Origin of the sequence: Flavobacterium sp. (genome assembly GCF_040402895.1) — a bacterium.
In the GTDB taxonomy this organism is placed as follows: Bacteria; Bacteroidota; Bacteroidia; order Flavobacteriales; family Flavobacteriaceae; genus Flavobacterium.
The window spans coordinates 129518-149337 of record NZ_JBBALR010000005.1 but is presented as its reverse complement, the minus strand read 5'-3'; the positions used below and the strand labels follow the sequence as shown (position 1 = coordinate 149337).

The window sequence follows — 19820 nt, the reverse complement described above, 5'->3', positions numbered from 1 at the left end:
TTATTAAATATCTAATACTAATTGTTCAGGTAGTAATCGGAACGTTTTTCGATGATATTTAGTAATGCCGTATTTCCGAATAGCATCTCGGTGTTCTTTTGTAGGATATCCTTTATTCTTTTTCCAATTGTACATAGGATATTCTTCGTGAATTTTATCCATAAAATCGTCTCGATATGTCTTTGCTAAAATAGAGGCAGCGGCAATACTCAAAAATTTTGCATCACCTTTAATAATTGAAGTGTTTGGAATGGAGGACAATATTTCAATTTCTTTGGCATTAAAAATTTTTCCTTCTTTTTGTTTCATTCCTAATTTTCCGTTTAAAGGCCTGTTTCCATCTACAATAATATATTCTGGAATAGTTTTTAATTTCAATATGCTTTCTTGCATGGCTTTCATAGAAGCGTTAAGGATATTTATTTCATCAATTTCTACATTATATATATGAGTAAAAGAAAAATCAAATAAACTTTCAATAATTGGCCTCAGTTCAACACGTTTTTTTTCAGTAAGTTGTTTGGAATCATTTAAGGCTTGAAATAAAAAATGTTCTTGTTTTTTTCGGGCTTTCGTTAAGTTACTGTTAGGCGTTTGTAAAATAATTGCAGCAGCTGTTACAGGACCAGCTAGGCAACCCCTGCCGGCTTCATCCGTTCCGCACTCAATAGTAAAATTACTGTAACATTTATTTAACATAAAATATTTTTTACAAAAATAATTAAATTTAAAATAACATTTAACATTATTTCAACGCTATTATATTGTGGGTTCTGCAAAGTTTTTAAATTCGAAAAAAAAATTAACATAAAAAAAATAACAATATTGTGAAGTATTATTTGTTTATTTAAGAAATTATTAAGAAGTTTGCGGAATAACTAACTCAAATAAAATTAATATGAGATCGAAGTTCAAATGGATTTTTACGCTTTTAGTAGCGTTTACAATGCAGTTTTCTTTCGCACAACAGAAAACTGTTACAGGTACAGTAACTAGTGATGGCGCTAAATTGCCAGGCGCTACTGTAAGTATTTCGGGTACAAAACAAGGTACTCAAACAGATGAGAATGGTAAATTCTCAATTAAAGCCGCTCAAGGTGATGTTTTAGAGGTTTCTTTTTTAAATAAAGAAACAAAAACAGTAACTGTTGGTGCTGGAAATGTTATAAATGTTACTTTATCTAACAAAGATAACGTAATAGAAGTTGTTAATGTTTCTATTGGTTACGACAGAACTAGAACTAAAGCAAACTCTAATACTGCTTCAACTACAGTAGGTGGTGAAACTTTAGAGAACAGACCAAATGCGTCAGTTTTAGCTTCGTTACAAGGGACTGCGCCAGGTTTAACAATTATTTCATCTTCAGGATCGCCAGGTTCTGCTAAGTTTGATGGATTTATTAGAGGGGCGTCTTCAATTAATGGTAATACAGATCCATTAATTGTAATTGATGGTATTCCTTCTACTTCTAATCAATTTAGAAACCTTAACCAAAATGAAATTGAAAGTGTTACAGTATTGAGAGATGCTGCTGGTACATCTATTTATGGTAATAAAGGGGCTAATGGAGTTATTTTAATTAAAACTTTTAGCGGTAAATTTGGTCAAGCGTTAACTTTTTCTTATGATGCTTCATCTGGATTTAGTACACTACCAAAAAACAAGTACAACATGGCTAATGCAAAACAAGCATTAACTATTGAAAAGTTAAAAAATACTGGATTAGGTTCTACTTTATCAGATAGTGATATTGCAAATTATGGTATTGATACAGATTGGGTAGATTTGTTTTTTAATACGGATGTAATTACTCAACACAATTTAGGTGTTAGTGTGGGTTCTAAAAACCTTAAATCGTTTACTTCTCTTGGCTATTTTAATCAAGGTGGTTTAGTGCCAACTACAAATTTTAACAGATTTACTTTTAGAAGTAATTTATCAGGAAAAAGTAATAATGATAAATTTAACTTCGATTCACAAATCGCTTTAGGTTATTCTAAAAGAAGTCAGTTAGACCAAGAAACAAATAGTGGAGTAAATAATAATACAATTCAAAATCCATTACATGGAGGTTTAATGGGTCTTCCTTACATTGCGCCTTCTCCATATGCAACTGGTCAGGAATTATTAACTGCAATTGGAACTAACTTTAACGGAGCTAACGATACTTATGTATTACAAGATATTCTTAAAGAAGATTCATTACCGAGTTATTATACTGATAAAACAGCTATTTTAAACCTAGGAGTTTCATATAAGTTATCACCAACTTTAACGGTAAGAAACAGAACGGGTCTTGACTTTAAACAATACGGGAGATTATTTGGTAGATCACCTCAATCTTATTTAGCTTTAGTAGTTGCTCAAAATGCTGGTTCAGCATTTGGTGGATTTGAAGATCAATCAACAATTAATGATTTAACAGCTACAAACATTGCTAGTTTAAATTTCCGTAAAGTATATAAAGACAAGCATGATTTATCATTAGCAGCATTCTTTGAATATACAAAAGTTCATTATGTAGGACATGGAAGTAGACAAAATGGTTTAAATCCTTTGACTTATTCTCCAGGTGCGGGTACAGGTTATATTGCCTTTAACCCTGCAACTCCTAACTTCTATATTTCAACAGTAAATGGAACTAAATTAACAGGTGGAACATTGTCTGCTTTTGGTACTTTAGACTATGATTATGATAAAAAATATGGTGTTAGTGCTGTAGTAAGACGTGATGGAACATACAGATTCTCTGAAGACAACAGATGGGGTACATTTTGGTCTGCATCTGCAAGATGGAATATTGACCAAGAAGAGTTTATGAAAAATTCTAAATTTTCTATGTTAAAATTTAGAGCTTCATATGGAACAAATGGAAATCAAAATATTTCTGCGGCTAACTATGGCTTCCCTTCTTTGTTAACCTCTAGTAATTTAATTAGAGAAACTATTGCTGTTGGTAATGGTTATAATAACGCTGCGGGTAGTCTTTTATATGGTCAATTTGACAATACTACAGTACAGTGGGAAAAAATCACACAAGCTAACATTGGTGTTGACTTTGCAGTATTTAATGATAAACTTGAAGGTAATGTTGATGTGTATAATAAAACAACATCTAATTTATTTAATTCTATTCCTAATTCTGCTACAGTTGGTACAGGGTATTCAGTTGCAGGGAATAATGGTGAATTAACAAACAATGGTATTGAAGTTTTATTAAAATATAATGTAATTAAAAATGATAAAATGAAGTTTTCTGTATTTGCAAATTCTTCATACAATGAAAACAAAATTACTGCATTAGCTGTTACTGATCAAAGTGGTGTTTCTAACTTACGTCAAGTGGGTAACATTCTTAACGAATGGAATTTAATTCCTTATGTTGGGGTGAACCAAGCAAATGGTAACTTATTATACTTAGACAGAAATAATAACTTAACCGAAACACCTGATGAAGCTAAAGATAGAAGAGCTACTGGAAAAAGTAACTTACCTAAATACCAAGGTGGTTTTGGATTTAATTTTGACTACAAAGGTTTTTACTTTAATACATTATTTACATACATGTATGACGTATGGAGAATTGATAACCAATTTTCATGGGCTTCTAATCCAGCATTTATTGGACAAGAAAATGTTACTGCTGATTTATTAGATCAATGGACTCCAACCAATACAACTGCAACAATGCCGTCATTAAATGCTTCTAATAATAATGTTTTCATAGGTTCTGATAGATTTTTATATGACTCATCATTTATTAGACTAAAAAATATTAATGTAGGATACAATATTCCTTCAAAATTGTTAAAAAAATCTCCTTTCACAAATGTTAAGTTTTTCATTTTAGCTGAGAACTTATTAACTTGGACAAAATGGAGAGGTTTTGATCCGGAAGCAATAACTGCATTATCAGTAACAAATTTCCCGAATCCTAAAACAATTACCTTTGGTACTTCAATTGGATTTTAAATTAATTAATTAATAATAATAATAATTATGAAAAAAATTAAAAATATTTTCCTTGCAATTGGAAGTTTATTATTTATTTCATCTTGTAGTGATGCTTTAGACATTGTGCAAGAAGGTGAAATATATAGAGAAGATGCATTTAAGACAGTTACGGATTTAAGAAACTACTTAAATGGTGATGTTTACTCAAGAATCGACAATACTGAAGAAATTGCATTTACTTCAATTTTTACAGATGAAGTGGGTATTGGTCCATCAAATGGTGGTCAAGATAAAGAGTTACATAGATTTCAACTGAATGCGAACTCAGGTGAACCAGCAGGTATTTGGAGTTCTCATTATACAGTTATTAACAGAGTTAATAGATTATTAGAGTTTTCTAATTTGGTAGTAACTTCAACTCCTGCAGAATTAGCCGCTAAAAATGCTGTTTTAGCTGAAGCTCGCGCCTTAAGAGCGTATTCTTACATTCAGTTGGTTTCGTTTTTCTCTGTTGATCCTGCTAACCCTAATGAATTAGGTGTTATTTTGGTTACAACTCCGGAAAAACCAAATGTTGTTCAAGAAAGACTTAGAGTTAAAAATCAATTAATTTATGATTTAATTGAAAGTGATTTTTCATTTGCTGAAGCTAATTTAGCATCTACTGCAACAAATTACAAATTTGTTACTCAGAAGTTTATTTCTGCTGCAAGAGCTAGAATGTATCTATATAGAAAAGATTACGTAAAAGCAAAACAATATGCAACTTTAGCTACTGGTGCTCTTTCTACCGCAGCTGCTTACAATGGTTTATGGGCGGATACTGCTCAAGGTGAATGTATTTTTGCAGCATCAAGACCTTCAGGTGGAACTTGGGGAAATATTGGTAGTACTTGGTATTTTAATGTAACTAGCGCTACAGGTGGTTGTTTTTTAGATATGGGTAGAAATTTATTTAATTTATATAATCAATATCCAAATGATGTAAGAAGAATTAATTGGGTTGATGCGACAGCACAAATTAATCCAAATTATGCAACTGACATTAATTATGTTTCTAATGATATTTTACCAATAAATAAATATCCTGGTAAACCAAGTCAGCAATTAAGAAATGATTTAAAGTTATTTAGAAATTCTGAAATGGTTTTAATTCTTGCTGAATGTGAAGTTGGTTCTGCAACTCCTAATTTAGCTGCAGCTGCTACACTTGTTCGCTCAATTAGAACAGCTAGAGCAACAGGTCAACCTTTGCCAGTTTATGCTACTGCACAAGCGGCTTGGGCTGATATTTTATTAGAAAGAAGAAAAGAGTTAGCTTTTGAAGGTCATAGATATTTAGATATTAAACGTCTTGCTGCTTTAGCTGGAAACCAAGGAATTACAAGAGATAATACGGATGATGACATTGCAGATCAGCCTTTAACTTTAGCACTTTCTGATTACAGATTTACTTTACCTATCCCTCAATTAGAGGTTGCTGGTAACGTAACTATTCAACAAAACCCAGGTTATTAATATATAAATTATTAAATTATGAAAAATTTTAGATTTTCAATCTTTTTTGGTTTAATTATTTCGGCATTGCTTGTTAGTTGTAGCAATGATGACGATAATTATAAATCATTCACAGGCCCTCAAGATGCATTGCTTTTTAATAAGCCAGCTTCAATATTTGAGTTTACTGCAGCAGCTCCAGCATTTACTGAAGTTTTAGTTAGTTCTTCTATAGTTTCTAACGTAGACAGAGTAGTACCAGTTGTAGTAAGTCCTTTTACGACTGCAACTACAAATATGTATTCAATTGATATGTCAACTGCGGTTATTCCTGCAGGTCAGACTACTGCTAAGCTTAGAATTAACTCTGGTTCATTTGCTGCTTTGCCTTCTGATGGTTCAGCAAAACAATTAGTTTTAGTTTTTGATTCAGGTTTTTATGCGTTACCTAACAGAACAAACCATGTGGTTAGTATTCAAAGAGGTTGTGCTAATACAAAAGTTAATTTAAATATAGCTTTTGACCCTTATGCATCAGAAATTTCTTGGTTGTTAAAAAATTCATCGAATGTAACTATTGCTAGTTCTTCTCCATATGCTGATGGATTAGCTTCATTTACTACTCAGTTTTGTTTAACTCCAGGTGACTATACATTTATTATGAATGACAGTTACGGAGATGGTATTGCACCAGGTACTTATAATTTAAAGTTAGCTGACGGTACAACGCTAGTTACAGGTTCAGTTTTTGGTTCAACTATATCACATCCTTTTACAATTAATTAATTTATTAATTGTATTATATTAAATTAAACCCCGATTTATCGGGGTTTTTTTTTACAACAAATTCTCAGTACATTTGCCCTTTAAATTGTAAAAATGAGAAACCTACTTACTATATTGTTTTTTGCTTTATCTTCTTCTTTCTACGCCCAAGAAAGAGATACTACTAAAGTGGTTGATTTAAAAGCAGATATTAAACTCTATAAAACCTTCACTACTCAAAAAGATACCGTTTTTATTGATACGTCTTTGACTATTCAAGATGAATACAAATACAATTACTTAAGAAAAGATAATTTTGGTTTATTCTCTTTTTCAAATGAAGGTTATCTTTATAATCAATTAGATTTTTCTAAAAAAACTATTGGTTCTTTACCTCAATTTGGTTTTAATGCAAAACATGTTTCTTATTTAAACAACAAGGATATTTATTATTATTCTGTTCCAACACCTTTAACGGATATCTATTTCAAAACAGTTATGCGTCAAGGACAAAGTTTGGATGCGCTATTGTCAGTAAATACAAAACCAAACTTAAATTTTACTATTGCTTATAAATCTATTCGATCTATTGGAGATTATTTTAATAATCTAACAAGTTCTGGGCATTTTAGGTTTATAACGAATTACCATTCATTAAACAAAAAATATTTTTTGAAAGCCAATTTTATTGGTCAAGATATTTTTAATCAAGAAAATGGTGGAATAAAAACGTTGGAGCAATTAGATGGAACTAACCCTTCTTTTAGTCAACGAGAAAGAGTAGATGTGTATTTTAATGATGCTTCGTCAAAGTTAAAAGGGAATCGTTATTTTTTAGATCAATCCTATCAATTTTCTACAGGAAATTCATTGGTGTTAAAACATCAGACCTATTATGAAAACAAGTTTTACGAATACATTCAAACTACCAAAAGTGATCGATTAGGTACTGCAATTTCATCTTCTATAAATAATAAAACACGTTTTGATGTGTTTTATAATAAAGTAGGAGTAAGTTTTAAAACCAAAACACTAGGGGAAATTAACTTTTTTTTAGATAACTATTCGTATAATCATTTTTATGTTATTCCAGATAACATTGCTTTCAATGCAAATGACAAATACAACTTACATAATCGCGTAACCTCAGTAGGCGGGCAATACGAATTTGATAGAAACAAATGGAATTTCAATATTTTGGTACAAAATGCCATTTCAAATCAGCCGGCATCAAATTTTGAAGCTTTTGCTAAGTATACTTTTTCAAATGATAATTTTGTAAAAATATCAGCACAACAAGTCAGTAAAGTTCCAGATAATATTTTTGTATTTCATAAAAGTGATTACAATAATTACAATTGGAACACGCCTTTTAAAAATGAAAAAATCAGCACTATTAAAGTGGAAACTAAAAACAAATGGGTGGATGCAACTATTCAAATTTCAAATTTAAATGACCATTTGTATTTTTATAATACTACACAGCAAATAGATGTTTTACTCATAAAACCATTTCAATACAGTAAATCTATTCAATATGCAAGCGCTGAAGTAGCCAAAGAAATTAAATTTAGAAATTGGGCATTAGATAATAGGGTAAAATTTCAAGAAGTACAACAAGATGCTAAAATTTTAAATTTGCCAAATATTGTTTTACGAAACACATTGTATTATACCAAATCGGTATTTAAGAAAGCCATGTTATTGCAAACGGGAATAACTGCAAACTACTTTAGTAAGCATTATGCAAATGATTACATTGGTGTTTTGGGAGAATTTTATGTTCAAGATCAATTAAAAGTGGGAGGATTTCCTGTTTTAGATTTCTTTTTAAATGCACGTGTTCAACAATGTAGAATATATCTTAAAGCAGAACATTTTAATGCTTTGTTTACAAATAAAGTAAATTATTATAATACGCCAAACTCTCCGTTTCGTGATTTTCATATCCGCTTCGGTTTAGAATGGAATTTCTTTAAATAGTAACTGTTAATACTTGTTTTCTGTTTGTATATCTTACAATTACCTGTAACTTTGTCTTCACAAAATAATAATATGAAATACGCAAAAAATATATTAGAAACCATTGGTAATACACCAATTGTAAAATTAAATAAAATAACAGCCGAAATACCTTGTTTGGTTTTAGGAAAATTAGAAACATTTAATCCTGGAAATTCTGTGAAAGACAGAATGGCCTTAAAAATGGTGGAAGATGCAGAAGCGGATGGACGATTGAAGCCAGGTGGAACCATTATTGAAGGAACTTCAGGAAATACTGGAATGGGTTTAGCCTTGGCAGCAATTGTTAAAGGATACAAATGTATTTTTGTAATTTCGGATAAGCAATCAAAAGAGAAGTCAGATATTTTACGTGCAGTAGGCGCAAAAGTTATTGTTTGTCCAACAGATGTGGAACCAACCGATCCACGTTCTTACTATTCTGTATCAAAACGTTTAGGGGATGAAATTCCAAATTCATGGTATGTAAACCAATATGACAACCCTAGTAATGCCATTGCACATTATGAGCAAACTGGACCGGAAATTTGGAAACAAACCGAAGGTAAAATTACCCATTTTGTGGTTGGAGTAGGGACAGGCGGAACGATTTCTGGAGTGGCTAAATATTTGAAAGAACAAAATCCAAATATAAAAATTTGGGGAATTGATACGTACGGATCTGTATTTAAAAAATATCATGAAACAGGTATTTTTGATGAGAATGAAATTTATTCGTACATCACTGAAGGAATCGGAGAAGATATTTTACCATTAAATGTCGATTTTTCTTTAATTGACGGATTTACAAAAGTTACGGATAAAGACGCTGCTGTTTACACTCGTAAATTAGCATTGGAAGAAGGAATGTTTTGTGGAAATTCGGCTGGTGCAGCTGTTAAAGGTGTTTTGCAATTAAAAGAACATTTTAAACCAGATGACGTTGTGGTAGTTTTGTTTCACGATTCTGGAAGTCGATATGTTGGTAAAATGTATAACGATGAATGGATGCGAGAACGAGGATTTTTAGAAGAAGAGTTTACTAAAGCTGAAGATTTAATCAAAGATCATAAAGACAAACCTTTAATTGTTGTAAGAACAGAAGAATTGGTGTCTCATGCTATTGAAAGATTAAAAAAATACAAAATTTCTCAAATTCCAGTAATTGATACTAAAGGATTTGTTGGAAGTTTGGATGAGTCGGATTTATTTAGAAGCTATTTTGAAAATAAAGATATCGCAGATTTACCAATTAAAGAAGTTATGGGTAAACCCTTCCCAGTTGTATTGGCATCGGCTTCTATTGATGAAGTTTCTAAATTAATTAATAAAGACAATCAAGCGGTTTTAGTAGATTTAGGAAACGGAAAACATCATATTATAACTAAACACGATATAATTAGTTCTATTAAATAGAAAATCTAAATAAATATTTTTAAAACGGATGGCAATATGTTATCCGTTTTTTTTATATTTGTTTTATATATAAGCCAAATTAAAAAGTACACGCCATGCAAGAAGAATTTCTCCATTATTTATGGGTAAATAAGAAACTACCATTTACCCAACTCAAAACACATCTTAACGAAAAATTAGAAATCAATCATTTTGGCCAGTATTTGCAAAATGCAGGCCCCGATATTTTTAATGCGCAAATTTCTATTAATCAGCAAAAATGGGCTGGAAATATTGAAATCCATGTTAAGTCTTCCGATTGGTATTTGCACCATCACGAAAAAGATGCTAATTATGACAACGTTATTCTACACGTGGTCTGGGAAAATGACATGCCTATTTTTAGAAAAGACAATTCTGAAATTCCAACTTTAGAATTAAAAAAGTATGTATCACTTTCTGAAATTAACAAGTACAAGTCGCTAATAACTTCTAAATCTTGGATAAATTGCGAAAATCAAATCGATAAAATTGACAATTTTATTTGGGAAAATTGGTTAGAAAGTTTGTTTTTAAATAGATTAGAAAGAAAATCTGAAATTATTGATAAACGATTAATAGAAACAAATAATAATTGGGAAGCCGTTTTTTTTGAAATGCTATTCAAAAATTTTGGTCTCAATACCAATGGTGATTGCTTTTTGCAAGTAGCCAAGTCTATTCCTTTTTCGATTGTTAGAAAAGAACGTTTTGATGTTGAAAATTTGGAAGCTTTGTTTTTTGGAAAATTGAATTTGTTAAATGAGCCATTAGAAGATGAATATCACACAAAATTAGCATCGCATTGGAGCTATCTAAAAATAAAATATAATTTAGAATCAGAATTTGGTTTGCATCCACAATTTTTTAAACTTCGTCCTGACAATTTTCCAACAATACGGTTGTCGCAATTTGCAAATTTAATAGCGAATAATCAGAATTTGTTTTTTCAGCTGATTCAAGCTAATTCCTATGCTCAAATTAAGCAATTATTAAAAAGTGAAACCTCAGAATATTGGAAAAATCATTATAATTTTTCAAAAGTAAGCCAATCAAAAAGCAAAGGGTCAACCCATCCATTTATCGATTTGATAATAATTAATACCGTAATTCCTATAAAGTTTTGTTATGCTAAACATCAAGGAAAATTAAATGTTGAAGAATTAATAGGTCTTTTAGAAGAAATGCCAGCAGAAAAGAATGCAATTCTTAAAAAATTTTCCGATTTTAATATAAAAACAAAGAATGCTTTTCAATCGCAATCGTTATTAGAACTTAAAAAGGAATATTGTAATAAAAATAAATGCCTTAACTGTGCTGTAGGTTTGCAATTGTTAAAAAACTAAGTATCTTTATACTTTAAATAGTTACTAATATTTATGTACAATTTACTACATTTCTTCGAAAAAAACGGTTTTTTTGTTGCGTCACGATTAGCGGACCGTTTGGGGATGCGAGCCACTCAAGTACGTTTGTTTTTTGTATATATATCTTTTATTACGGTAGGATTAGGATTTGGTTTTTATTTAACATTGGCTTTTATTTTAAAGTTAAAAGATTTAATTTACACGAAAAGAAGTTCGGTTTTTGATTTATAATAGTAGGCTATGTTACGATTTTCTAAAGGACATTATTTCGGAATTGCAATTTTGATTGGTTGTATTGGGTTGTTACAACTATTTATTTATTGGTATAATAACCAAAAGGGTACAACGTCTTTCGAATTAACTCAAGAAGAGAAAAGCTGGCTTTTAGCTCAAAATGAAATTGATAGTTTAAAAGATGTAAATCAGAAAAATTCAAGTAAAATTTATCCATTTAACCCAAATTTTATTTCAGACTATAAAGGTTACAAGTTAGGAATGACAGTATCACAAATTGACAAGCTGCATAATTTTAGAAAACAAAATAAATATGTAAATTCAAATGCAGAATTTCAAAAACTTACAGGTGTTTCTAATTCATGGATGAAACAGTATGCAATATATTTTAAATTTCCAGATTGGGTAACAACTACAACTACTAAAAAATATCAATCGAAATTTGAAAATAAATTTCAAAAATTTGATAAGAAAGCATCTAAAATTATTGTGCAAGATTTAAATTCAGCCGATCAAATAGAATTGGAAAAAGTATACATGATTGGTGATAAATTAGCTTTAAAAATAATATCGGAACGAGAAAAATTTGGAAATTTTGTTTCAATGGATCAATTAGGTTTTATATGGGGAATTTCTCTGGAGGCCCTAGTCGATTTAAATAAAAAATTTCAAATTAAATCAACTGGAAATATTAAAAAGATAAATATTAACACTTCTACTATTAAAGAATTACAGCAATTTCCTTACTTTAATTACACTATAGCTAAGAATATCGTTACTTTTAGAAGTATGAATGGTGATTTTAAACGTAGTGAAGATTTAACAAATGTTAAGCAATTTCCACTTGAAAAATTAAAAATAATAGCCTTATATTTGGAATTCTAAAAATAAACCAATAAAATCTAATTAATGAATTCATTATATTTTACAGAAGAACACGAATTATTTAGAAAAAGTTTACAAGATTTTTTACAAAAAGAAGTAGTGCCTCATATCGAAAAATGGGAAAAAACAGGCACGATTGAACGCTTTATTTGGAAAAAATTTGGTGAAATGGGCTTTTTTGGAATTAATTATCCAGAAGCATATGGTGGATTAAATTTAGATTTGTTTTATACCGTAGTATTTTTAGAAGAACTTCAAAAAATTAAGTCTTCTGGTTTTGCTGCAGCTATGTGGGCACATGCTTATTTGGCCATGACGCATTTAAACGCAGAAGGAAGTGAAGCTATTAAACAAAATTATTTAGCGCCAAGTATATTAGGCGAAAAAATTGGTGCATTGTGTGTTACGGAACCTTTTGGAGGTAGTGATGTTGCAGGAATGAGAACTACTGCAGTAAAGCAAGGTGATAAATTTATTATTAATGGTTCGAAAACATTTATTACAAATGGCGTGTATGCAGATTATTATATAGTAGCAGCAAAAACAAATTCAGAACTTGGAAATAAAGGAATTAGCATTTTTTTAGTAGATACCAATTTAAAAGGAATTTCTGCAACCAAACTTGATAAGTTAGGATGGAGAGCTTCTGATACTGCTGAAATTGCATTTGATAATGTCGAGATTCCAACTGAAAATTTAATGGGAGAAGAAGGGAAAGGATTTCCTTATATTATGCAGCATTTTGCATTTGAAAGATTAATAATGGCAGTTAATGCGCACGCTCGAGCGGAATATGCTATTGATTATACTATAGAATACATGTCGCAACGCGAAGCATTTGGAACTACTATTAATAAATTTCAAGCGCTGCGTCATACAATGGTGGAGCATGCTACCGAAGTAGAACACTGTAAAATCTTTAATTATGCAGCAGTAGCTAGATTAGATAAAGGTGAATATGTTGTAAAAGAAGCTACTATGGCAAAATTGAAATCAACAAAAGTAGCCGATTTAGCCATATATGATTGCTTACAAATGCTTGGTGGTTATGGATATATGGAAGAATACCCGTTAGCTAGATTGTTAAGAGACAGTCGTTTAGGTCCAATTGGTGGAGGTACTTCAGAAATCTTAAAAGAGATTTTATCAAAAATGATTATTGATAATCAAAATTATAAACCAGCAGTAAAATAGTTGTTTTAAAAATAATTTTCAATTCGTAATTCATAATTCATAATTTTTATTTAAGTTTGCACCCTTAACGAGAGGAGGTGTCAATATTATGTTAATTATACCAATTAAAGACGGAGAAAATATCGATAGAGCATTAAAGCGCTATAAAAGAAAATTTGATAAAACAGGAACTGTTCGTCAGTTACGTGCGCGTCAAGCTTTCATTAAGCCTTCTGTGACAAACAGAATCAAAATTCAAAAAGCGGCTTACATCCAAAACATGAGAGACAACTTAGAAAGTTAATCCATCATTTTTTGATTAAATACTTTAACCGTTAGATTATAAATTATAAATTTGTATCTAACGGTTTTTTTATGCGTAATAATTTACAGTCCCATTTAGAATATCTCGAAAAGGAAAAAAAGTATTCCCCACTTACTGTGAATGCCTATCAAAAAGATATTTTATCCTTTCAATTGTTTCTTAATAAAAATCATGAGGGGTGTTCTTTAGAAGAAGTGAATTATCCGTTAATTCGAAGTTGGATTGTTGCGTTGTCAGATACAAAAATTGCGGCTTCCTCAATAAATAGAAAAATGGCTTCCTTAAAATCGTTTTACAAATTTCTATTAAAAACGAAACAAATTGACAGTAATCCTTTTGTAAAACACAAATCGTTAAAAACACCCAAGCAAGTTCAGATTCCTTTTTCTGAAAAGGAAATGAACTCCTTATTTGAATTACATTTTTTAGAAACCGATTTTGATAGTGTGCGAAATAGGTTGGTAGTTGAATTATTATACGCAACAGGAATGCGAAGAGCAGAATTGATTAATTTAGAAAGTAAGGCAATAGACTTTTATGGTAATTCAATAAAGGTATTAGGGAAACGAAATAAAGAAAGAATTATACCTTTATTAGCTTCCACGTCAGCCGTAATAAAATTATATTTAACAAAACGTAAAGAACTTCCAATTATTCATGCTCCCGAAAAGTTAATTTTATCTAAAAAAGGGAATAAAATAAGCGAAACGTTTGTGTATCGATTAATAAATGATTACTTTAGTACTATATCTGAAAAGGTAAAAAGAAGCCCCCACGTTCTTAGGCATTCGTTTGCAACACATTTGTTAAATAACGGTGCAGATTTAAATTCAGTAAAAGAGTTGCTTGGACATGCAAGTTTGTCATCTACTCAGATTTATACGCATAGTAGTTTATCAGAGTTAAAAAAAGTATACAGCAATGCACACCCAAGAAACAAGTAATGTTTAATTAAAACCTATAATTATTATGAAAGTGAATGTACATGCAGTTAATTTTAATATCGACAGAAAATTAGTTGATTTTATTGATGAAAGAATGACTAAATTAGAAAAATATTACGATAAGGTAATTTCTTCAGATGCGTTTTTAAAAGTTGAAAATATAAGTGAAAAAGAAAACAAAACGGTGGAGTTAAAGGTATTGGTACCTGGAGATGATTTTATTGTAACGAAACACAGTAAAAGTTTTGAAGAGGCAGCAGATTTAGCAGTTGAATCTTTAGAACGATTATTAGTAAAGAGAAAAGAAAAATTAAGAGCACATAGTTAATTTAAAAAAAGATTTAAAAAAGTTTTGATTAATAAATAAATTACATACATTTGCAGTCCGTTAGAAATAGCGGACTTTTTTTATGCATAGAAATGCCGGTGTAGCTCAGCTGGCTAGAGCAGCTGATTTGTAATCAGCAGGTCGTGGGTTCGAGTCCCTCCACTGGCTCTTTGAAATTTTGACAATCAAGAATTAATTAATTTATTTTCTAGTTTATGCTGGAATTTATAATTTGTTTTTTTTGATTTTAAGTAAGGTTAGGGGAGATACTCAAGCGGCCAACGAGGGCAGACTGTAAATCTGCTGTGAAAACTTCGCAGGTTCGAATCCTGCTCTCCCCACAAACTTTTTTAAATGAATTTATTTAATTATTTTTTAAGTAAAATCTTTAAAAACGAGTAAAAGAAAAATAGGATTAAGAGCAAATTTAGGTTTGTTTTTAACTTCTGAACTCACAAAAGCCGGTGTAGCTCAGGGGTAGAGTGCTTCCTTGGTAAGGAAGAGGTCTCGGGTTCAATTCCCGACATTGGCTCAAAATAGAAATAATTTTTGAACACTAATAAATATAAATAACTAAGATTAAATTTTAAAATCATGGCAAAGGAAACATTCGACCGTTCGAAGCCCCATTTGAATATTGGTACTATCGGACACGTAGATCACGGTAAAACTACGTTAACAGCTGCAATTACAAAAGTATTGTCAGATGCAGGTTTATCAGAAGCAAAATCATTTGATCAAATTGATAATGCTCCAGAAGAAAAAGAAAGAGGTATTACAATTAACACGTCGCACGTTGAGTATTCAACTGCTAACCGTCACTACGCTCACGTTGACTGTCCAGGTCACGCGGATTACGTTAAGAACATGGTTACAGGTGCTGCACAAATGGACGGTGCTATCTTAGTAGTTGCTGCTACAGATGGTCCAATGCCACAAACTCGTGAGCATATCCTTTTAGGTCGCCAAGTAGGTGTACCAAGAATGGTTGTATTCATGAACAAAGTGGATATGGTTGATGATGCTGAATTATTAGAGTTAGTTGAGATGGAAATCAGAGACTTATTATCTTTCTATCAATATGATGGTGATAATGGTCCAGTTATTCAAGGTTCTGCTTTAGGAGGATTGAATGGAGATCCAAAATGGGTAGCTACTATCATGGAATTAATGGATGCAGTAGATTCATGGATTGAATTACCAGTTCGTGACGTTGAGAAACCATTCTTAATGCCAGTTGAGGATTCATTTACAATTACTGGTCGTGGAACTGTTGCTACAGGTCGTATCGAAACAGGTATTGCTAATACAGGAGACCCAGTTGAAATTATCGGTATGGGTGCTGAAAAATTAACTTCTACTATTACTGGAGTTGAAATGTTCCGTAAAATCTTAGATAGAGGTGAAGCTGGAGATAACGTAGGTTTATTGTTAAGAGGTATTGATAAAGCTGATATCAAAAGAGGTATGGTTATTATTAAGCCAGGTTCAGTAAAACCACACGCTAAATTTAAAGCAGAGGTTTATATCTTGAAAAAAGAAGAAGGTGGACGTCATACTCCATTCCATAATAACTACCGTCCTCAGTTTTATGTACGTACAACTGACGTAACAGGTACTATTATGTTACCACAAGGAAGAGAGATGGTTATGCCAGGTGATAACTTAACTATTGATGTTGAATTATTATCTCCAATTGCATTGTCTATAGGTTTACGTTTCGCTATCCGTGAAGGTGGTAGAACAGTAGGTGCTGGACAGGTAACTGAAATTTTAGACTAATTTAAAGTCAATTATATTTTTTTAAATCAGTATCGAGCAATCGGTACTGATTTTAACATACGAGCGTAGTTCAAGGGCAGAATAGTGGTCTCCAAAACCATTGATGGGGGTTCGAATCCCTCCGCTCGTGCAAATAATGTAAATATCATGTTAAAATATTTCTCTGAAGCATTCGAAGAATTAAAATCAAATGTAACTTGGCCAGAATGGGCAGAAGTTCAAAAATACACTATCGTTGTAGCATTATTTTCAGTAATATTTGCTTTAGCAACTTGGGGTATTGATTTAACCTTTACAAAAGTGTTAAACGGTTTCTTTAATTTGTTAAAAGGTTAATACAAAATGGCTGACAATAACGTAAAGAAATGGTATGTCGTTCGAGCGGTAAGCGGGCAAGAAAACAAGATTAAAGCTTATATAGAGCAGGAAGTTAATCGTGTGGGAATGGCTGATTATGTCTCTCAAGTTCTTGTGCCTACTGAAAAAGTAGTACAAGTAAAAGACGGAAAAAAAATATCAAAAGAAAGAGTATATTTCCCAGGTTATGTTATGATTGAAGCAAACTTAACAGGTGAAATACCGCATATCATTAAATCTATTACTGGTGTTATCGGTTTTTTAGGCGAAACAAAAGGTGGTGAAGCGGTTCCGTTAAGACTTGCTGAAGTAAACAGAATGCTAGGTAAAGTAGACGAATTATCTGTAACCACAGAAAACGTTAATATTCCTTTCTCAATTGATGAAACTGTTAAAGTTATTGACGGTCCTTTCAATGGCTTCAATGGAACTATTGAAAAAATAAATGAAGAAAAGCGTAAACTTGAAGTAATGGTTAAAATTTTCGGAAGAAAAACACCTTTAGAATTAAGTTTTATGCAAGTTGAAAAAGTATAATTTTTGTTACATATATATAAACCCGCATTAATCCGCTTCCACTGATTAATGTAAAAATTTTAAAAATGGCTAAAGAAGTTAGTAAAGTAGTTAAACTACAAGTTAAGGGAGGTGCTGCGAACCCGTCGCCACCGGTTGGACCTGCTTTGGGAGCTGCTGGGGTTAACATCATGGAGTTCTGTAAGCAATTTAATGCTAGAACACAAGATAAACCTGGCAAAATATGTCCAGTACAAATTACTGTATATAAAGACAAGTCTTTTGACTTCGTTGTAAAAACTCCACCTGCTGCAGTTCAATTAATGGATGCTGCAAAATTAAAGTCTGGTTCAGGAGAGCCTAATCGTAAAAAAGTAGCAAGTGTTACTTGGGATCAGATTAAGGCAATCGCTGAAGATAAAATGGCAGATTTAAATGCATTCACAATGGAAGCTGCAATGAGTATGATTGCTGGAACAGCTAGATCTATGGGTATAACTGTAACTGGAGATTCTCCTCTAAAATAAGAGATATGGCAAAATTGACAAAAAAGCAAAAAGAAGCTGCAGCAAAAATTGAAAAGAATAAATTATATTCTTTAAAAGATGCTTCAGTATTAATCAAACAAATTGCTTCTGCAAAGTTTGATGAATCAGTTGATATCTCTGTTAGACTTGGAGTAGATCCAAGAAAAGCAAATCAAATGGTAAGAGGTGTGGTTGCATTACCACACGGTACAGGTAAAGATGTAAGAGTTTTAGCCTTAGTTACTCCAGATAAAGAAGCGGAAGCTAAAGCAGCAGGTGCAGACCACGTTGGTTTAGATGACTACCTTCAAAAAATAAAAGATGGTTGGACAGAAGTTGATGTAATTATCACTATGCCAGCTGTTATGGGTAAATTAGGTCCATTAGGACGTGTTTTAGGACCAAGAGGTTTAATGCCAAACCCTAAAACAGGTACAGTAACAATGGATGTTGCTAAAGCAATTCAAGAAGTAAAAGCTGGTAAAATTGACTTTAAAGTTGATAAAACTGGTATCGTTCATGCAGGAATAGGTAGAGTATCTTTTGATGCGGATAAAATCTATGACAATGCACACGAAATTGTTCAAACATTAATCAAATTAAAACCAACTGCAGCGAAAGGTACTTATATTAAGTCTATTCACTTAACAAGTACTATGAGTCCTGCTATCGCTTTAGATCCTAAAGCAGTATAATTGGTAGTTAAATATATTTAGTATGACTAGAGAAGAAAAATCAATTGCTATTGAAGATTTAACTGCACAGTTAGCAGATGTGAATGTTGTGTATTTAGCAGACATTTCTGGACTTGATGCAGGAACTACTTCAGACTTAAGAAGAGCTTGTTTTAAAGCAGGAATCAAATTAGAAGTTGTAAAAAATACTTTATTAGCTAAAGCTATGGAGGTTTCTGCCAACGACTATGGAGATTTATCGTCAACTTTAAAAGGAAATACTTCTATAATGATTGCAGATACCGCTAATGGTCCTGCAAAAATTATTAAAGAATTCCGTAAAAAAGGACAAAAACCTGTTTTTAAAGGAGCCTACATTAATCAAGAAGTTTACATTGGTGACGAACTATTAGATAGCTTAGTAGCTATTAAATCAAGAGAAGAAGTTATCGGTGAAATCATCGGATTATTACAATCTCCAGCTAAACGTATACTTTCAGCTTTATTAAAACATGCTGAAACTAAAGGTGAAGCTGCAGAATAACAAAACAAAACGCACTTAATAAATTACATATTTTAAACACATTAAAGATAGAAAAAATGGCAGATTTAAAACAATTCGCAGAACAATTAGTTAATTTAACAGTTAAAGAAGTTAACGAATTAGCTACAATATTAAAAGATGAGTATGGTATCGAACCAGCTGCTGCAGCTGTAGTAGTTGCTGCTGGTGGTGGTGATGCTGGTGCTGGTGCTGAGCAATCAGAATTTACAGTAGTATTAAAAGAAGCTGGTGCTTCTAAATTAGGAGTAGTTAAAGCGGTTAAAGAATTAACTGGTTTAGGTCTTAAAGAAGCTAAAGATTTAGTAGATGCTGCTCCATCAAATATTAAAGAAGGAGTTTCTAAAGATGAAGCTGAAGGGCTTAAGAAAGCTTTAGAAGAAGCAGGAGCTGTTGTTGAGTTAAAATAATCTCACTCAGTTTATAATACAGGTTTAGGTCTTGGAGATTGCTTCCAACGACCTAAACCATTTTTCGTATAATAAAATTTATAG

At 31.5% G+C, this 19820-nt stretch carries 20 protein-coding genes and 4 tRNA genes; 23 read left to right on the top strand and 1 reads right to left on the bottom strand.

What is annotated here, in order from left to right:
- Positions 1–3 precede the first annotated feature (3 nt).
- The gene (gene rnhB, locus ABWP60_RS06400; RefSeq protein WP_353150141.1) at positions 4–699 is read right to left on the bottom strand and encodes a ribonuclease HII; all 696 of its coding nucleotides are present in this window, start codon (positions 697–699) and stop codon (positions 4–6) included.
- A gap of 199 nt (positions 700–898) precedes the next feature.
- Between rnhB and ABWP60_RS06395 the strand changes: the two genes are divergently transcribed.
- From ABWP60_RS06395 to rplL, 23 genes are all read left to right on the top strand, one after another.
- Positions 899–3973, top strand: a complete 3075-nt coding sequence (locus ABWP60_RS06395) for a SusC/RagA family TonB-linked outer membrane protein (protein WP_353150139.1) — start codon at positions 899–901, stop codon at positions 3971–3973.
- A gap of 27 nt (positions 3974–4000) precedes the next feature.
- The gene (locus ABWP60_RS06390; RefSeq protein ID WP_353150136.1) at positions 4001–5473 is read left to right on the top strand and encodes a RagB/SusD family nutrient uptake outer membrane protein; all 1473 of its coding nucleotides are present in this window, start codon (positions 4001–4003) and stop codon (positions 5471–5473) included.
- Between the two features lie 18 nt (positions 5474–5491).
- Complete coding sequence (locus ABWP60_RS06385) at positions 5492–6238, top strand: hypothetical protein (protein ID WP_353150133.1); 747 nt, start codon at positions 5492–5494, stop codon at positions 6236–6238.
- Between the two features lie 93 nt (positions 6239–6331).
- Complete coding sequence (locus ABWP60_RS06380) at positions 6332–8200, top strand: putative porin (protein ID WP_353150130.1); 1869 nt, start codon at positions 6332–6334, stop codon at positions 8198–8200.
- A gap of 72 nt (positions 8201–8272) precedes the next feature.
- On the top strand, positions 8273–9634 hold the full coding sequence (locus ABWP60_RS06375) for a pyridoxal-phosphate dependent enzyme (RefSeq protein ID WP_353150128.1): 1362 nt from the start codon (positions 8273–8275) through the stop codon (positions 9632–9634).
- Positions 9635–9729: 95 nt separating this feature from the next.
- Positions 9730–10998 (top strand): DUF2851 family protein, encoded by a 1269-nt coding sequence (locus tag ABWP60_RS06370; protein ID WP_353150126.1) that lies wholly within the window; start codon positions 9730–9732, stop codon positions 10996–10998.
- Positions 10999–11031: 33 nt separating this feature from the next.
- Complete coding sequence (locus ABWP60_RS06365; protein WP_353150123.1) at positions 11032–11250, top strand: PspC domain-containing protein; 219 nt, start codon at positions 11032–11034, stop codon at positions 11248–11250.
- Positions 11251–11259: 9 nt separating this feature from the next.
- A complete protein-coding gene (locus ABWP60_RS06360) occupies positions 11260–12138 on the top strand; it encodes a ComEA family DNA-binding protein (RefSeq protein WP_353150120.1) in 879 nt (292 codons plus the stop codon).
- Positions 12139–12162: 24 nt separating this feature from the next.
- Positions 12163–13332 carry an acyl-CoA dehydrogenase family protein gene (locus ABWP60_RS06355; RefSeq protein WP_353150117.1) on the top strand — a complete coding sequence of 390 codons (1170 nt, stop codon included), beginning with the start codon at positions 12163–12165 and terminating at the stop codon, positions 13330–13332.
- Between the two features lie 88 nt (positions 13333–13420).
- On the top strand, positions 13421–13615 hold the full coding sequence (gene rpsU / locus ABWP60_RS06350; protein ID WP_166127146.1) for a 30S ribosomal protein S21: 195 nt from the start codon (positions 13421–13423) through the stop codon (positions 13613–13615).
- Between the two features lie 71 nt (positions 13616–13686).
- Positions 13687–14580 (top strand): tyrosine-type recombinase/integrase, encoded by an 894-nt coding sequence (locus tag ABWP60_RS06345; protein WP_353150113.1) that lies wholly within the window; start codon positions 13687–13689, stop codon positions 14578–14580.
- A gap of 25 nt (positions 14581–14605) precedes the next feature.
- On the top strand, positions 14606–14908 hold the full coding sequence (hpf, locus tag ABWP60_RS06340) for a ribosome hibernation-promoting factor, HPF/YfiA family (RefSeq protein ID WP_353150110.1): 303 nt from the start codon (positions 14606–14608) through the stop codon (positions 14906–14908).
- Between the two features lie 94 nt (positions 14909–15002).
- Positions 15003–15076, top strand: a tRNA-Thr gene (locus ABWP60_RS06335).
- A gap of 92 nt (positions 15077–15168) precedes the next feature.
- Positions 15169–15249, top strand: a tRNA-Tyr gene (locus ABWP60_RS06330).
- Between the two features lie 119 nt (positions 15250–15368).
- Positions 15369–15440 (top strand) — tRNA-Thr (locus ABWP60_RS06325).
- Between the two features lie 62 nt (positions 15441–15502).
- On the top strand, positions 15503–16690 hold the full coding sequence (gene tuf / locus ABWP60_RS06320) for an elongation factor Tu (protein WP_353150108.1): 1188 nt from the start codon (positions 15503–15505) through the stop codon (positions 16688–16690).
- Positions 16691–16749: 59 nt separating this feature from the next.
- Positions 16750–16820 (top strand) — tRNA-Trp (locus tag ABWP60_RS06315).
- A 17-nt stretch (positions 16821–16837) separates the two neighbouring features.
- Positions 16838–17026 carry a preprotein translocase subunit SecE gene (gene secE / locus ABWP60_RS06310; RefSeq protein ID WP_291241155.1) on the top strand — a complete coding sequence of 63 codons (189 nt, stop codon included), beginning with the start codon at positions 16838–16840 and terminating at the stop codon, positions 17024–17026.
- 6 nt (positions 17027–17032) lie between these two features.
- Positions 17033–17584, top strand: a complete 552-nt coding sequence (nusG, locus tag ABWP60_RS06305; protein WP_353150104.1) for a transcription termination/antitermination protein NusG — start codon at positions 17033–17035, stop codon at positions 17582–17584.
- Between the two features lie 65 nt (positions 17585–17649).
- Complete coding sequence (gene rplK, locus ABWP60_RS06300; RefSeq protein WP_091309369.1) at positions 17650–18090, top strand: 50S ribosomal protein L11; 441 nt, start codon at positions 17650–17652, stop codon at positions 18088–18090.
- A 5-nt stretch (positions 18091–18095) separates the two neighbouring features.
- Positions 18096–18785, top strand: a complete 690-nt coding sequence (gene rplA, locus ABWP60_RS06295; RefSeq protein ID WP_353150101.1) for a 50S ribosomal protein L1 — start codon at positions 18096–18098, stop codon at positions 18783–18785.
- Positions 18786–18807: 22 nt separating this feature from the next.
- The gene (gene rplJ, locus ABWP60_RS06290; RefSeq protein WP_353150098.1) at positions 18808–19308 is read left to right on the top strand and encodes a 50S ribosomal protein L10; all 501 of its coding nucleotides are present in this window, start codon (positions 18808–18810) and stop codon (positions 19306–19308) included.
- 56 nt (positions 19309–19364) lie between these two features.
- Complete coding sequence (gene rplL / locus ABWP60_RS06285) at positions 19365–19736, top strand: 50S ribosomal protein L7/L12 (protein WP_353150095.1); 372 nt, start codon at positions 19365–19367, stop codon at positions 19734–19736.
- The last annotated feature ends 84 nt before the right edge of the window (positions 19737–19820 follow it).

Coding starts and splice junctions, on each gene's coding strand:
- ABWP60_RS06355 (WP_353150117.1), top strand. CDS start 12,163: ATGAATTCATTATATTTTACAGAAGAACACGAATTATTTAGAAAAAGT.
- rplL (WP_353150095.1), top strand. CDS start 19,365: ATGGCAGATTTAAAACAATTCGCAGAACAATTAGTTAATTTAACAGTT.
- ABWP60_RS06360 (WP_353150120.1), top strand. CDS start 11,260: ATGTTACGATTTTCTAAAGGACATTATTTCGGAATTGCAATTTTGATT.
- rplJ (WP_353150098.1), top strand. CDS start 18,808: ATGACTAGAGAAGAAAAATCAATTGCTATTGAAGATTTAACTGCACAG.
- secE (WP_291241155.1), top strand. CDS start 16,838: ATGTTAAAATATTTCTCTGAAGCATTCGAAGAATTAAAATCAAATGTA.
- rnhB (WP_353150141.1), bottom strand. CDS start 699: ATGTTAAATAAATGTTACAGTAATTTTACTATTGAGTGCGGAACGGAT.
- ABWP60_RS06365 (WP_353150123.1), top strand. CDS start 11,032: ATGTACAATTTACTACATTTCTTCGAAAAAAACGGTTTTTTTGTTGCG.
- hpf (WP_353150110.1), top strand. CDS start 14,606: ATGAAAGTGAATGTACATGCAGTTAATTTTAATATCGACAGAAAATTA.
- rplK (WP_091309369.1), top strand. CDS start 17,650: ATGGCTAAAGAAGTTAGTAAAGTAGTTAAACTACAAGTTAAGGGAGGT.
- nusG (WP_353150104.1), top strand. CDS start 17,033: ATGGCTGACAATAACGTAAAGAAATGGTATGTCGTTCGAGCGGTAAGC.
- ABWP60_RS06370 (WP_353150126.1), top strand. CDS start 9,730: ATGCAAGAAGAATTTCTCCATTATTTATGGGTAAATAAGAAACTACCA.
- ABWP60_RS06380 (WP_353150130.1), top strand. CDS start 6,332: ATGAGAAACCTACTTACTATATTGTTTTTTGCTTTATCTTCTTCTTTC.
- ABWP60_RS06345 (WP_353150113.1), top strand. CDS start 13,687: ATGCGTAATAATTTACAGTCCCATTTAGAATATCTCGAAAAGGAAAAA.
- ABWP60_RS06375 (WP_353150128.1), top strand. CDS start 8,273: ATGAAATACGCAAAAAATATATTAGAAACCATTGGTAATACACCAATT.
- rpsU (WP_166127146.1), top strand. CDS start 13,421: ATGTTAATTATACCAATTAAAGACGGAGAAAATATCGATAGAGCATTA.
- tuf (WP_353150108.1), top strand. CDS start 15,503: ATGGCAAAGGAAACATTCGACCGTTCGAAGCCCCATTTGAATATTGGT.
- ABWP60_RS06385 (WP_353150133.1), top strand. CDS start 5,492: ATGAAAAATTTTAGATTTTCAATCTTTTTTGGTTTAATTATTTCGGCA.
- ABWP60_RS06395 (WP_353150139.1), top strand. CDS start 899: ATGAGATCGAAGTTCAAATGGATTTTTACGCTTTTAGTAGCGTTTACA.
- rplA (WP_353150101.1), top strand. CDS start 18,096: ATGGCAAAATTGACAAAAAAGCAAAAAGAAGCTGCAGCAAAAATTGAA.
- ABWP60_RS06390 (WP_353150136.1), top strand. CDS start 4,001: ATGAAAAAAATTAAAAATATTTTCCTTGCAATTGGAAGTTTATTATTT.